This window comes from Lacrimispora sp. YZC11, from assembly GCF_057543815.1.
In genome coordinates this window covers 136,420-149,762 of the sequence record NZ_BAAJYQ010000017.1, presented here as the reverse complement: position 1 = coordinate 149,762, position 13,343 = coordinate 136,420, and the positions used below count along the sequence as shown (strand labels likewise).

11 protein-coding genes are annotated in these 13,343 nt (G+C 46.4%); 7 read left to right on the top strand and 4 right to left on the bottom strand.

The window, feature by feature from the left end; translation table 11 throughout:
- Nucleotides 1-150 precede the first annotated feature (150 nt).
- From yyaC to AC27IJ_RS19950, 5 genes are all read left to right on the top strand, one after another.
- Nucleotides 151-750, top strand: a complete 600-nt coding sequence (yyaC, locus tag AC27IJ_RS19970) for a spore protease YyaC (protein WP_312445482.1) — start codon at nt 151-153, stop codon at nt 748-750.
- A 62-nt stretch (nt 751-812) separates the two neighbouring features.
- The gene (locus tag AC27IJ_RS19965) at nt 813-2,027 is read left to right on the top strand and encodes a LysM peptidoglycan-binding domain-containing protein (RefSeq protein WP_312445484.1); all 1,215 of its coding nucleotides are present in this window, start codon (nt 813-815) and stop codon (nt 2,025-2,027) included.
- A 73-nt stretch (nt 2,028-2,100) separates the two neighbouring features.
- Nucleotides 2,101-3,375, top strand: a complete 1,275-nt coding sequence (locus AC27IJ_RS19960; protein WP_487150512.1) for a DUF5711 family protein — start codon at nt 2,101-2,103, stop codon at nt 3,373-3,375.
- Nucleotides 3,372-5,351, top strand: a complete 1,980-nt coding sequence (gene tkt / locus AC27IJ_RS19955; protein WP_312445488.1) for a transketolase — start codon at nt 3,372-3,374, stop codon at nt 5,349-5,351. Before AC27IJ_RS19960 ends, tkt begins: the two co-directional genes overlap by 4 nt.
- Before the next feature lie 186 nt (nt 5,352-5,537).
- On the top strand, nt 5,538-6,482 hold the full coding sequence (locus AC27IJ_RS19950) for an ROK family glucokinase (protein ID WP_312445490.1): 945 nt from the start codon (nt 5,538-5,540) through the stop codon (nt 6,480-6,482).
- A 57-nt stretch (nt 6,483-6,539) separates the two neighbouring features.
- Here the strand turns inward: AC27IJ_RS19950 and AC27IJ_RS19945 are convergent, their stop codons facing one another.
- The 4 genes from AC27IJ_RS19945 to AC27IJ_RS19930 all read right to left on the bottom strand — a co-directional run bounded on the left by AC27IJ_RS19945 (nt 6,540) and on the right by AC27IJ_RS19930 (nt 10,478).
- Nucleotides 6,540-7,727, bottom strand: coding sequence for an oxygen-binding di-iron domain-containing protein (locus tag AC27IJ_RS19945; RefSeq protein WP_487150509.1), 1,188 nt, complete (start codon nt 7,725-7,727; stop codon nt 6,540-6,542).
- Nucleotides 7,728-7,729: 2 nt separating this feature from the next.
- On the bottom strand, nt 7,730-8,428 hold the full coding sequence (locus AC27IJ_RS19940) for a DUF542 domain-containing protein (RefSeq protein ID WP_312445494.1): 699 nt from the start codon (nt 8,426-8,428) through the stop codon (nt 7,730-7,732).
- Between the two features lie 125 nt (nt 8,429-8,553).
- Nucleotides 8,554-9,243: a Crp/Fnr family transcriptional regulator gene (locus AC27IJ_RS19935; RefSeq protein WP_487150507.1), complete on the bottom strand. Its 690-nt coding sequence runs from the start codon at nt 9,241-9,243 to the stop codon at nt 8,554-8,556.
- 137 nt (nt 9,244-9,380) lie between these two features.
- On the bottom strand, nt 9,381-10,478 hold the full coding sequence (locus AC27IJ_RS19930) for an aldose epimerase family protein (protein WP_312503497.1): 1,098 nt from the start codon (nt 10,476-10,478) through the stop codon (nt 9,381-9,383).
- Between the two features lie 367 nt (nt 10,479-10,845).
- Here AC27IJ_RS19930 and AC27IJ_RS19925 point away from each other — a divergent pair, with 367 nt between their 5' ends.
- A complete protein-coding gene (locus tag AC27IJ_RS19925) occupies nt 10,846-12,351 on the top strand; it encodes a sugar ABC transporter ATP-binding protein (protein ID WP_312503499.1) in 1,506 nt (501 codons plus the stop codon).
- Complete coding sequence (locus AC27IJ_RS19920) at nt 12,351-13,337, top strand: ABC transporter permease (protein ID WP_312445501.1); 987 nt, start codon at nt 12,351-12,353, stop codon at nt 13,335-13,337. The genes AC27IJ_RS19925 and AC27IJ_RS19920 overlap by 1 nt, the downstream gene beginning before the upstream one ends.
- Nucleotides 13,338-13,343 lie beyond the last annotated feature (6 nt).

Below are 13,343 nucleotides of genomic sequence, written 5' to 3'. Positions count from 1 at the left end.
TTTTCACCCTGAATTTAGAAAATCCTCCTTTCGGTGAACCAAAGGCATACTGATTTTCCCCATGATATTTCCTGACCGGGCAAATGAATAAATCCATAAACGCCGGCTTATAATAGAACAGAGAAAATAAGGACAGCAAGGCAGGATATTATGAGATTATGGGAAAGAATTGCGATCCGCGGAAACCGGGACGTTTTTTATTATGATACCAAGCAGGCATTCCAGGCAGAGGAGTTTGCTTCCAGGCTTTACGACATGATACTTACGGAGCAGGAGAACGGAAAGGTGGCGGGAGTGCTGTTTTTATGCATTGGTACCGACCGCTCGACCGGAGACAGTCTTGGGCCGCTCATCGGTTACAAGCTGAAGGAAAAAGAGCTGGAGTACTTAGAAATCCTGGGGACACTGGAACGTCCGGTCCATGCCATGAATCTGGATACTTACCAGACCATTTTAAAGCTTCGTTATCCGAATCATGTGGTGGTGGCAGTGGATGCTTCCGTCGGGAGTATGGAACACATCGGCTATGTGACATTGGGAAAAGGAGCGTTAAAGCCTGGCCTTGGCGTCAGCAAAGAGCTTCGGGCCGTAGGGGATATTTTTATTACCGGGATCGTAGGAAGCTGCGGAAATTATGACCCTCTGATGCTGCAGAGCATCCGGCTTTCCATTGTTATGCGCATGGCTGACTGCATCAGCTATAGTATTTATCTTGTCGAAAAGTTATGGGAAAACACTGCCCTGCTTTGACACGATTTTCACCTGTTGTATGCTATGATTCATTGGATTAAAAAGAATAGCGAGGTGAGCCAATGGGTGAATTATATAATCCGTTCCCGAAGCTGCCGAAGAATATCAGGCAGATTGGGGAAAGGGATCAGATTGTAAAATTGTATGTGGAAGATTATGTAAATACTTATTTGAAACGTCTGTATCCTGCAGGTGGACAGGAACTGCGGGTTGGTCTTCTGTTAGGCGGCATAGAATTCAATGACGGAACGCCATATATCTTCATTGACGGAGCTTTAGAAATGGAGGATGTGACGGAGGCCGGAGGCAGGGTGGTGTTTTCCGAGCTGTCCTGGAAGAGAGCCTATCGGAATATGGAACAGCTTTTTCCAAAGCGGACCATTCAGGGCTGGTTTTTGTGCGGCAGGCCGGGAGATGATCTAAGTCCCATCAATTACTGGAAACAGCATGTTCAGTATTTTGGGGGACCCAACAGGCTGATGTATTTAAGCAATGGAGCAGACGGAGATGAATCAATTTACATAACATCGGAGGATGGATTTTACAAGCTGCGTGGATACAGCATTTATTATGAACGAAACCAGATGATGCAGGACTATATGGTACTGCGAAAGGATGTAAAACGTATCGAAACTGATACAAATGATAAGGTAATCGAAGAATTCCGCAAGCGGATGGACGAGCATAAGGTGGAAGTTACGGACCGGCATCAGACGGTAGGACTTCTCCGGGGCATGTGTATGGCCATGTCAGTCGTCATATTAGCTGGCGGAATTGTTATGTTTAACAACTATGAACGGATGCGGAGTATGGAAAGTGTGATCGCATCGGCCATTCCGGCCAAGGCGGAACAGATTCTGATTGGGAAGAAGGGCACGGAAAAGGGAATAAGCGGCGGGTCCAAGGTGGTTGTGGAAGAGGCAGAGGGAGGCGTTTATCCTACCACTGCAGTGAGTAAGGAGACCATGTCTGAGACAATGCCGGCACAATCCCAGGCGGAGACCTTGGCTGAGAGCAAGGCAGCAGAAACTATGCCCCAGGAGACTCAGGCGGAGACTCAGGCAGCGACTCAGGCAGCAACTCAGGCTGCTGTCCAGGAAACAGAGGCGGCGGCAAACGGAAGTCAGCGGGTACATGTGGTACAGGAGGGGGAGACTCTTTACGGTATCTGCATAGCGGAATATCATACGGTAAATAAATTAAAGGAAATTTGTGAGCTCAACGGTCTGGATGATGAAAATAAGATTGTAGCCGGCCAGAAATTACTTCTTCCATAGAAAATTATAATGCGTTTCTTCCCGAAATGATGTATACTACCAGTATATATGGGCATTTTTGGGAGAAAAGAGCATGAGTGACAGGAACTCTATGAATAGAGAGATTAAGAAAAACCAGCTTCGGCGGCAGATTGTTTCATCTTCTCCTCAGGAGGGCGAAAACAGCCAGGAAATCATAAAGAAAGCCCTCACCAGGGTGAAAAAAAGAAGGATCAGGATTGCTCTGGTGTTGTTTTTGGTGCTTCTGGCAGGAGCCATAGGGGTATATGAGTATTTTACCCTTTATCAATATACCCAATATAGTGTAGCTTGGGCGAAAGAAATGAACGAGGGAAGCTATGTGGGATATTTAAGCTTTGGTTCCAATGTATTAAAATACAGCAAGGACGGCGCCTCCTATCTGGATTCCCAGGGGAAAGAAGTATGGATACAAAGCTATGAGATGAAATCTCCCAGGGCATGTGTAAACGGAAATTATGCGGCCATTGCGGACCAGCAGGGAAATTCCATCTATATCTTTGATAAGACAGGAAATACCGGCATAGCGACCACGGTACTTCCTATTGTGAAGGCAACGGTGTCCTCTTACGGAGTGGTGGCCGCAATCCTGGAGGACTCCACATCAAATTATGTTTATTTCTTTAAGCGGGATGGAAGCGCCCTGGATGTGAAGATCAAGGCACTTTTAGGGGGAGATTCCGGATATCCTGTGGATATTGGCTTGTCTCCTGACGGTAATCAGCTCATCGGGGCTTATGCATATTTGAAAAACGGGACTTTAAACGGCAGGGTGGCGTTCCACAATTTTGCAGAGATCGGTAAAAGCATTCCCGACAGGTTGGTGGGAGGTTTTGACGAGCCTTATGATTCTTCGCTTGTTGCCCGGGTCCAGTTCCTTGACGATACATACTCTTGTGCTTTTGCTGACAACAGCATATCCTTTTATTCCACAAAGAATGAGCTTTCTCCGGAGCTGATCCGGCAGGTAGCTGTGGAAGAAGAGATAAAGAGTGTGTTTTATTCGGAAAAATATGTAGGGCTTATTGTGGACAACCCGGAAGGAGAAAATCCCTACCGGCTGGATATTTACAAACCAAATGGAAATCTTGTGTTTTCCAAAGCTTTCCAATACCAGTACACCCATGCTGATATTGACGGGGACCATGTAATTTTGTATAATGAAGATTCTTGCAGAGTCTATAACATGTCCGGAAGGCTTAAGTTTGCCGGGACATTTGATTTTCCGATATCTAAGATCCGAAACGGCAGGTTCCCCAATACTCTGATCGTAACCGGCCCCCAAAACATGAAAGAAATAAGATTACAAATAGGAGGACAATACCAATGAGCAACATCGATACCATGTCAGTCAATGCAATCCGTGTCCTATCTGCGGACGCCATCCAAAAAGCCAATTCCGGACATCCGGGACTTCCATTAGGCTGCGCATCAGCAGCTTATGAATTATGGGCAAACCACATGAACCACAATCCAGCAGATCCAGACTGGGCTAACAGGGACCGCTTTATCTTATCCGGAGGTCATGGTTCCATGCTTTTGTATTCCCTGCTCCATTTATTTGGTTATGGGAATTTATCAAAAGAGGATGTGATGAATTTCCGCCAGCATGGCTCAAAGACTCCAGGACATCCGGAGTATGGCCACACCGTTGGCGTGGAAGCTACCACAGGACCTTTGGGCGCAGGTATGGGCATGGCAGTTGGTATGGCCATTGCAGAGAAACATCTGTCAGCCGTATTCAACAAAGAGAATTACCCGGTTGTTGATCATTACACCTATGCACTGGGTGGAGATGGCTGCATGATGGAAGGTATTTCCTCTGAGGTCTTTTCCCTGGCAGGAACCCTTGGCCTTGGGAAATTGATCGTATTGTATGACTCTAACCAGATTTCCATTGAAGGAAGCACTGACATTGCATTTACCGAGGATGTCAGGAAGCGTATGGAAGCGTTCCATTTCCAGACCATTACCGTTGAGGATGGAAACGATTTAGAAGCCATTGGACGAGCCATTGAAGAAGCAAAAGCAGATACAGAGCATCCCTCTTTTATTACCATTAATACCCAGATCGGCTATGGCTGCCCTGCAAAGCAGGGGAAAGCCAGTGCTCATGGAGAGCCTCTGGGAGCCGACAATGTGACGGCCCTGAAGGAAAACTTAGGCTGGCCTTCCATGGACCCATTCTATGTTCCTGAAGAGGTGTACAGCCATTATCAGAAGATCGCAGAGGAGAAGGCAGAGACAGAAGCGGCATGGAATGTGATGTTTGCCGCATACTGCCAGGAGTATCCTGATATGGAAGAGCTTTGGAGCGCATACCATGATCCGGATGCAGGAGAAAAGGCCATTGAAAAATGTGAGGATTACTGGAAGCGGTCTGAGAAGGCGGATGCAACCAGGAATTTATCCGGACAGGTATTAAACCGCTTAAAAACTTATATGCCCAACTTAATCGGAGGTTCTGCGGATCTTGCTCCTTCCAATAAGACCAACATGTCTGATATGGGTGACTTTTCAAAAATCAACAGCAGCGGCCGCAACCTGCATTTTGGCGTAAGAGAGCTTGGAATGACAGCCATCGGAAACGGAATGATGCTTCACGGCGGCCTTCGCACCTATGTGGCAACCTTTTTCGTATTCAGTGATTATACAAAGCCAATGGCGCGCTTATCCTCATTAATGGGCGTTCCCCTGACCTTTGTATTTACCCATGACAGCATCGGCGTGGGAGAGGATGGACCTACTCATGAGCCGATTGAACAGCTTGCCATGTTAAGGGCTATGCCTAATTTCCATGTGTTCCGTCCCTGCGATGAGACAGAGACAGCAGCAGCCTGGTATTCTGCACTGACCTCTAAAAAGACCCCTACTGCCCTTGTTCTTACAAGGCAGAACTTAACACCTATGCCGGGAAGCAGCAAGGACGCTCTAAAGGGAGGCTATGTGATCGATGACTGCGTAGGCACGCCAGAGATCATCCTGATCGCAAGCGGTTCTGAGGTGGAGCTTGCAGTCAATGCGAAGAAACTTCTTGCCGACAGAAACGTACGTGTGGTTTCCATGCCTTGTATGGATCTTTTTGAGGAACAGACCGTGGAATATAAGGAATCTGTCCTTCCAAAGGCAGTCCGCAAGCGCGTGGCGGTAGAAGCCTTAAGTGATTTCGGCTGGGGCAAATATGTAGGCCTTGACGGAACTTATGTGACCATGAAGGGCTTTGGCGCCAGCGGTCCTGCAAATCTTTTATTTGAACATTTTGGATTTACAGCGGAAAATGTGGCAGAAGCCGCAAGATCCATTTAAGAGATATCCACGAAAGCAATGAGCAGTGCAAAATAGGGCAGGAGAACATTTTCGTTGTGCTTGCACATAAGAAAATCTTCTCATGGCCTATTTCATAGGACGAATGCCCGTGAGCGAGTAAAACCGCAGGTTCTGCGAGCTGCACTGCGGATTTATGATACAAAGGTAAAAAGGAGTGTATTCAAAATGGGAATGAAATGTGTCGGTGTTGATGTAGGCGGTACATCTGTAAAGATCGGAATATTTGAAGTGACAGGAGAACTCATCCATAAGTGGGAAGTTCCCACCAGACAGGAAGAAGGCGGAAAATACATCCTTGGTGACACCGCCGCTTCCATACTGAAAACCCTTAAAGAGCTTAGTATTCCCTTAGAAGAGGTAAAAGGAGCAGGCATGGGAGTCCCAGGACCGGTAATGCCAAGCGGATATGTGGAGGTCTGCGTGAACTTAGGCTGGCGTGATATGTATCCGGAAAAAGAACTGAGTGAGATGCTTCATGGCATTCCGGTAAAAAGCGGAAACGATGCCAATGTAGCAGCTCTTGGCGAGATGTGGCAGGGGGGCGGAAAAGGCTATGACGATATCGTTATGGTCACTCTGGGCACCGGAGTCGGCGGCGGCGTTATCATTGACCAGAAGATCGTTGCCGGAAAGCATGGCCTGGCCGGAGAGATCGGACATATCCATATCCGTGACGAAGAAACAGAAAGCTGTAATTGCGGAGGCGTGGGCTGCGTGGAGCAGATAGCCAGCGCAACAGGCATAGCAAGAGAAGCCAGAAGAAAAATGGCTGCGGTTGATACTCCTTCTGTTCTCAGGACATTTGGGGACAGCGTAACGGCAAAGGATGTGCTGGATGCCGCCAAGGAAGGAGACGCACTGGCTAGTGATGTCATGGAGGTTGTAGGCCATTACCTGGGCCTTGCCCTGGCTCAGATTTCCATGGTAACAGACCCGGAGGTCTTCGTTATTGGAGGAGGCGTTTCAAAGGCCGGAGCATTCTTAATTGATTTACTCTTTAAGCATTTTGACAAGTACACTCCTATTTCCCAAAATAAGAGTGGTATTGTCCTGGCGAAGCTGGGAAATGATGCGGGAATTTATGGAGCAGCAAGGCTGATCCTGGATTAAAAGTAAGAAAGGCGGATTCCAAAGAATCCGCCTTTTTATAGGTTTATGAATACAATTTTATTGGCAAAGAGCCTTTGCAATCTCAGCTGCCTTGTTAAAGTCCTCTTCTTCCGGATTCCAAAGACACTTGGCTTCCTCTTCCACCACCGAGAAACCGGCTTCTGTCAGCCGTTCCCGAAGGACCTTAGTTACCTCTCCGCTCCAGCCGTAACACCCGAACACGGCTGCCTTTTTCCCCTTATATTTCAATTCTTTCAGGAAATCAAGCCATCCTCCCACAGAAGAAAGGATACTGCCTCCTACAGTTGGAGAGCCCAGGGCGATTGCTTTTGATTTAAATACCTCTGTCATAATATCATTTTTATTTGTCTTGGAAATATTATAGATCTTCACCCTGGTATCCGGTGAAATCCGTGCGATTTCAGCGCTGATCTTATGGGCCAGCAGCTTTGTTCCATCCCACATGGTATCATAAACAACGGTGATCTGATCTTCCTGATAATTCTGGGACCATTCGTAATATTTTTCCACGATCTGCAAAGGATTCTCCCTCCAGATGGAGCCGTGGCTGGTTGCAATGATATCGATGGGCAGGTTGAGCCCCTGTATTTCTTCTATTTTCTTTTTCACAAGGGGAGAAAACGGAGTCAGGATATTGGCGTAGTACTTGATAGCCTCTTCCCAAAGCCTGCACTGGTCAGCTTTGTCATTAAATAATTCTTCTACGGCATAATGCTGTCCAAAGGCGTCATTGGAAAAGAGGATATTATCACCTGTCAGATAAGTAGCCATGCTGTCAGGCCAGTGAAGCATTTTCATTTCCACAAAGACCAGCTTCTTGCCGTTTCCAATATCAATGGAATCTCCGGTTTTCACCACCTGGTAATTCCACTCCGGGTGGTGGTATTGTCCGGTAAGGGATTTCACTCCGTTAGCCGTACAGTAAATAGGAGTATTAGGGATTTTCTCCATCAATGCAGGAAGAGAGCCGCTGTGATCCACTTCTCCGTGGTTGGCAACAATGAAATCGATTTCCTTTAAATCAATCTCCCTTTCCAGGTTATCTATAAATTCCGTAGAATGAGGTTTCCAGACCGTGTCGATGAGGACCGTCTTTTCTTCCCGGATCAAATAAGCATTCTGGCTTGAACCATGATTAATAGAGTAATCCGCCCCATGGAAGGATTCCAGCTCCCAGTCCATAAATCCTACCCAGTAAACATTGTTTTTCACTAGTTTTTTCATTATCAATTTCCTCCTTCATATTTTGGAAACAGCAGTGAGTTTTCTGTAAATATATGAATGTGCACATCCTTAACCAGCTCCTGCAGCTTCTTGAAGGCCAGGCGGTAAGAAGCGCAGCCGTCATCCGGTGCTGTAAAATCATTGGTGCAGGCGGTGATCTCTTTTATCAGGTTCCCGGCCGCTTCATGTTCATCCTCCAGTTCCCTCACATACCCGACATCTTGATTCCCGGCATAGCTCTTTTTCATATAAGGAAAAATAAGTTTTTCTTCTTTTGCAAAATGCTCCTGAAGCTCTTTTTTCAAATCTGAAAAAAGTCCGTGTAAGGGAACCAGCTGTGCCTGATGGTGTTCGTAATGCGCCAGCAGGACTTTATTGATCAGCTCATCGATTTCTGTCAGCAGGATTCTTTCCTTTGAATGGTGTGTATTGATAATATAATCAATTAAATCAGGGATATCCATATTTGTCAGCTGTTCCACAGCCAGCACTTGTCTTTTGTTGGATTTATGAGGTTGATTCACAATTTTTTTATTCAGCAGTTCAATAAAGCTTTTTGATTCGATTCCCTGCTTCAGTAGGGCTTCTTCCAGGACATCCTTTCCGCCGCAGCAATAATCAATATGAAAATCATTAAAGATCTCAACCGCTTCCGGATAGGCCTTAACCACATCAGTTACCTTCATTTTATCTGTAATCATAGTTTTCCTCCTCTTTCCTGACTTCTCTTTATTTCAGAAACGTTTGTTTTGTTCGTAAGGCCAGTATATCCGTAAAAGAGAATAAAAAATGTGATTCAGATCATTATTTAATAAAAATTATTTTTCTAAGCTTCGCTTTCAAAAGCATCTCTTAAAATATCTTTGTTGCGGACGTGGATCTTGCGGTTCCCTTCCAGCTCAATGGCGCCTTCCTTGCGAAGCTCTCCCAGCTTTCTGCTTATGGTCTCTCTTCTGACATTGATATAAGCGGAAATGTCATCTCTGGTCAGTTCAATGGTTTCTTCCTTGATCCGGCTGCTTCTGAATAAAAGAAAACCGGCGACCCGGGCCTTGGCATCGTTTACGGATAATAGCTGTACCAGCTCATTTGACGCCGACAGCTTCTGACCCACCACGTTTAGTATTTTGACTCCGATTTCAGGCTTTTTTAATATCAGCTCCTGAATATCTGTCAAGGAGATGAGACATACTCCGCATTCTCCCAGGGCAATGGCATTTGCTTCAAAAGCTTTCCCCCCGAATATGTTCTGTTCTCCGTAGATATCGCCTTCTGTCAGAATATCAAGAACATACTCCTTTCCTTCCAGGGTATAGCGGCTGATTTTGACTTTTCCATAACGGATGATCAGTATTTTATCTGCCGGATCATATTCATGAAAAACCGTTTCCCCTCTTTTATAATCCAAATGCCGGGCCTTTGATACCAGTTCCTTCTGCTCCTCTAAGGAAAGGGGTTCAAAAAGAGGAATTTTCGAGGTACACAGTTTGCCGCAGCAATTACAGTTAAGTTCCATGCCGTTCTCCTTTCTGGCATTTGATTGTCTTCTTGATAATTATTTAATAATCATTTTATAATAAACAGGGAAAGTATGGCAAGAGGGTTTTCCATTTCCACAAGTTTTCTGTTATTAACAGAGGATCAGACTCTTCATTATGAAATATGGTAGCGGATGGTTCTGCAAAATGGCTGTTCCGGAGTGGTGAGCCTGTAATTGTCGGGCAGCAGATGCATCACATCCGGAATATCCTGCGCTTCCAGTGCAATGGCGCAGGAAGCGAAAGATGATGCACCGCCGCACAAAGCCATTCCATAGGGTAAAAATCCTCCAGAATATAAAATCAGGGCGGGGGCATCCGTCATCATTTCCAGGGTACGGCCGGTTTTCTTATCCCGCAGGATGCAGGCCTTTTTAAGCTCTCCGGGCCGTTTTGCAAACCGCAGCGGCCGGTAAGTCTGATTTCTATTAAGGATGTAAGCATTATTGTATCCCCTTCCAATGGAAAGCTGTTCCTTGCAGACAGGGGTTTTTGCGGACCGGATCCGGGACAGAAGCTGCCTGGAAGAACGGAAATCAAAGGATGTATCTGCCGCGGGTATTATATCGGACGGAAGATGATCTTTATTATTTATGCACACGTTATTGGCGAATATCTGGATCTCCTGTTCCAGCCCGGAGACAGAAAAATCACCGGAAAGATTCCAGTAGATGTGGTTGGACATATTGATATAAGTCGGAATATCTGTCACGGCGGTATAATCTATGGTAAGCCAGTTGGTGTCCTCTAAGGTGTACTTGACTTGATAGACCCTGTTGCCCGGATACCCATCCAGGCCGTCAGGCTGGACTGCGGACAGCAGGATGGAGGCTGATTCCAGGCAGGAAGCTACAGATGTTACCTGCCATAGCCGGGAGGACAAGCTATTTACCCCTCCGTGGAGCTGGTTTTTCCCATCATTTTTTGAAAGCTCATATATCTGCGGCCCAACAGGAAGCAAGGCTTCCCCAATTCTTCCGGCATTAGGTCCAAGGGTGGCTCCTGCATAGCAGATACAGCTTTCATACGGCTCCATATTTTCAAAGCCCAGGGCGACTGGATGTTCCCTGCCGCTTTCATCCCTAACGGCAACCTTTTGAATGGCCGCTCCCAGCGCCATTACAGAAACCGTCATGCCAAGGCTGGTAGTCATATCATAAACCGTATAAGAGGTTCCCGCCTGATTCCATAATTCTCTGGTTTTGATTTTCATAAACATATCCTCCATTTAAAACCAGTATAGGGATTTGCCCCCGAAAGGAAAAGGGCAAAAAAACAGAAGAGCAATTTTTCAAAATGACAGAGCAAGAGAAAGCAACGGAAACCCGAAGACAAACAGTCTGGCAGACAAACAGGTACGGAAAGAAGGTAACGGAGCCAGTTTGCGGTAAAAAAGTGGATTATGGCAAAATTTTGAACGGATGTTAACTGTTTCATTATATTGAAAGGAGGGACGGCATTAAATGAGAGCAATTTTTCACAATGATTGAGCAAGCCTACATAATGATGAATTTTAGTTAGATGATATAATGAATTTATTAAAAAATTTAAAACTGGAATAAAAAAGGAGGAGGTAAGGCATGGGGAGCGTATTGGAATTCCAGAATATATCCAAATATTTTCCCGGAGTAAAGGCGTTGGACCAGGTATCCTTTCAGGCGTACTCCGGGGAGGTTTTGGCATTTTTGGGGGAAAACGGGGCCGGCAAGTCCACTCTTTTAAAGGTGCTGAATGGGGATTACCAGCCTACCGGGGGTAAATATCTTCTGGATGGGGTTGAGAAGCATTTTCAGTCTCCTCATGAGGCCATTGAGGAAGGGATTTCCGTCATATATCAGGAGCGGCAGATTCTTTTAGAATTATCCGTGGCGGAGAATATTTATCTGGGAAGGATGCCTGTGAACAGGCTTGGGTTCATCGATATCCGCAGGGCAAATGAGATGACGGCAAAAATCATAGAGGATTTTGGCCTTCCCATCAGTCCCACCGCTAAGGTAAAGGATTTAAGTATCGCCTATCAGCAGATGGTGGAGATCATGAAGGCCTATTCCAGAGAAAATTTAAAGGTGATCTGCTTTGACGAGCCTACGGCCTCCCTGTCGGATTCGGAGATTGAATCCCTGTTTAAGATCATCGGGAAGCTGAAGGCAGAGGGGAAGATCATCATTTATGTATCCCACCGCATGGACGAGCTTCGGAGGATTACGGATAAGGCGGTGATTTTCAAGGATGGGCGTTACGTAGCCACGGTGGAGACGGGTAAAGTGCCGGAAGCGGAGCTGATCCGCATGATGGTGGGCCGTGACTTAGGAGATATATACAGAAACTTAGACAGGAACAAGGTGATCGGCGATGTGCTTCTGGAGGTGAAAAACCTATCCACTGACTATGTGAAAGAGAATTCCTTTGTGCTGCGAAAGGGTGAGGTGCTGGGTTTTTCCGGTCTTGTAGGGGCGGGAAGGACTGAGCTTATGCGGGCTATCATCGGAGCGGATGAGGTAAGGAGCGGAGAGATTTATCTGGAGGGGAAGAAAATACGAAACCGTTCCCCTCACGAAGCCATGGAGCACGGAATCGTTCTGGTGCCGGAGGACCGGAAGCTTCAGGGAATTCTTTCAAATTTAAGCGTCAGTGACAACATGAACATTGCCTTGCTTGATACCAATTCCAACAGGCTGGGATTTGTCAGCAGGGAAAAGGAAGAGAAACTGGCGCTTGGCGGAATCCGGGACTTTAAGATTAAGACTCCGTCTCCTGACAAAAAGATCGTAGAGCTTTCCGGTGGAAACCAGCAAAAATGTATTGTGGCCCGCTGGATCAGCACAAATCCAAAGGTGCTCATATTGGATGAGCCTACCAAGGGAATTGACGTAGGTGCAAAGTCGGAATTTTATCATATGATCTGCAAATTTGCCAGGGAAGGGCTGGGGATAATTCTGATATCCTCCGAACTTCCTGAGGTGATCGGCTTATCAGACCGGATCATTGTTATGAAATCATTGAGAATCACAGGAGAAATAGCGGCGGAGGAAGCGACTGAAAGCAAGCTTCTGAGCCTGGGTATGATTGGGGAGGTACAGGAATAATGGGAACAATTAAGAAAAGCAGAATCAAGATAAACGGTGACAAGATCGTACTGCTGGCGGCAATCGTGGTGGTATTTGGGCTTTTTACCTCTCTGAACAGGAACTTTCTTTCAGTTACGAACTTGATCAATATCCTGGTGGCGGCTTCTCTGGTGGGGCTGGTGGCAGTGGGCCATACATATTTAATCATTGCGGGGCAAAATGACTTGTCTCCAGGCTCTGTGGCGGCGTTTTCCGGCGTTATGGCTGCCCTGCTGGTAGGCAAGGGAGTTCCTTTCGGCGTTGCGCTGATTTTAACCATTGGCTGCGGGGTCCTCATTGGATTTTTCAATTCCTTTATGGTGAACAGGATTCATCTGGAAGCCTTTATTGCAACCCTGGTGACCCAGTCCATTATCAGAGGCTTTGCCTATATCATATGCGGCGGAAAGCCGGTTTCCATCAGTAACAAGACCTTTCTCATCCTGGGAAAGGCAAGGATCTTAAACATTCCTCTTTCCGTATGGATCATGGTGATCTGTATCATCATCTTTGGCATCATCCTTTCCAAAACGAAGTTCGGAAGAAGTGTATATGCCATCGGCGGCAGCATGGAGGCCGCCAGACTTGCCGGATTAAATCCCAAAAGGATCATTACCACCTGCTATGTGATGATGGGAATCCTCTGCTCCATCGGAGGGATCATCTTCGCAGCCCGTATGAATTCCGGTCAGCCGGCGGCCAATGTGAACCTGGAATTTGACGCCATTACTGCAGTTATACTGGGCGGCGTATCTTTCATTGGCGGAGTGGGAAACATGGGAGGAACTATTCTCGGAATTATATTGATCCAGTCCTTTAACACAGGTCTTACCATGGTAAATGTCCCCAGCTTCTGGCAGTTTGTGGCAAAGGGAGGCCTTCTCTTATTCGCCCTGGCAACAGACTATTTGAGAAAGCAGAAGAGAGAGCGGGATTTACTGGCAGCATCCATGAAGAATTTATAGGGGTTC

What these genes read in the sequence shown, in the direction of transcription:
- yyaC (WP_312445482.1), top strand. Translation starts at nt 151, where the DNA reads ATGAGATTATGGGAAAGAATTGCGATCCGCGGAAACCGGGACGTTTTT.
- AC27IJ_RS19965 (WP_312445484.1), top strand. Translation starts at nt 813, where the DNA reads ATGGGTGAATTATATAATCCGTTCCCGAAGCTGCCGAAGAATATCAGG.
- AC27IJ_RS19960 (WP_487150512.1), top strand. Translation starts at nt 2,101, where the DNA reads ATGAGTGACAGGAACTCTATGAATAGAGAGATTAAGAAAAACCAGCTT.
- tkt (WP_312445488.1), top strand. Translation starts at nt 3,372, where the DNA reads ATGAGCAACATCGATACCATGTCAGTCAATGCAATCCGTGTCCTATCT.
- AC27IJ_RS19950 (WP_312445490.1), top strand. Translation starts at nt 5,538, where the DNA reads ATGGGAATGAAATGTGTCGGTGTTGATGTAGGCGGTACATCTGTAAAG.
- AC27IJ_RS19945 (WP_487150509.1), bottom strand. Translation starts at nt 7,727, where the DNA reads ATGAAAAAACTAGTGAAAAACAATGTTTACTGGGTAGGATTTATGGAC.
- AC27IJ_RS19940 (WP_312445494.1), bottom strand. Translation starts at nt 8,428, where the DNA reads ATGATTACAGATAAAATGAAGGTAACTGATGTGGTTAAGGCCTATCCG.
- AC27IJ_RS19935 (WP_487150507.1), bottom strand. Translation starts at nt 9,243, where the DNA reads ATGGAACTTAACTGTAATTGCTGCGGCAAACTGTGTACCTCGAAAATT.
- AC27IJ_RS19930 (WP_312503497.1), bottom strand. Translation starts at nt 10,478, where the DNA reads ATGAAAATCAAAACCAGAGAATTATGGAATCAGGCGGGAACCTCTTAT.
- AC27IJ_RS19925 (WP_312503499.1), top strand. Translation starts at nt 10,846, where the DNA reads ATGGGGAGCGTATTGGAATTCCAGAATATATCCAAATATTTTCCCGGA.
- AC27IJ_RS19920 (WP_312445501.1), top strand. Translation starts at nt 12,351, where the DNA reads ATGGGAACAATTAAGAAAAGCAGAATCAAGATAAACGGTGACAAGATC.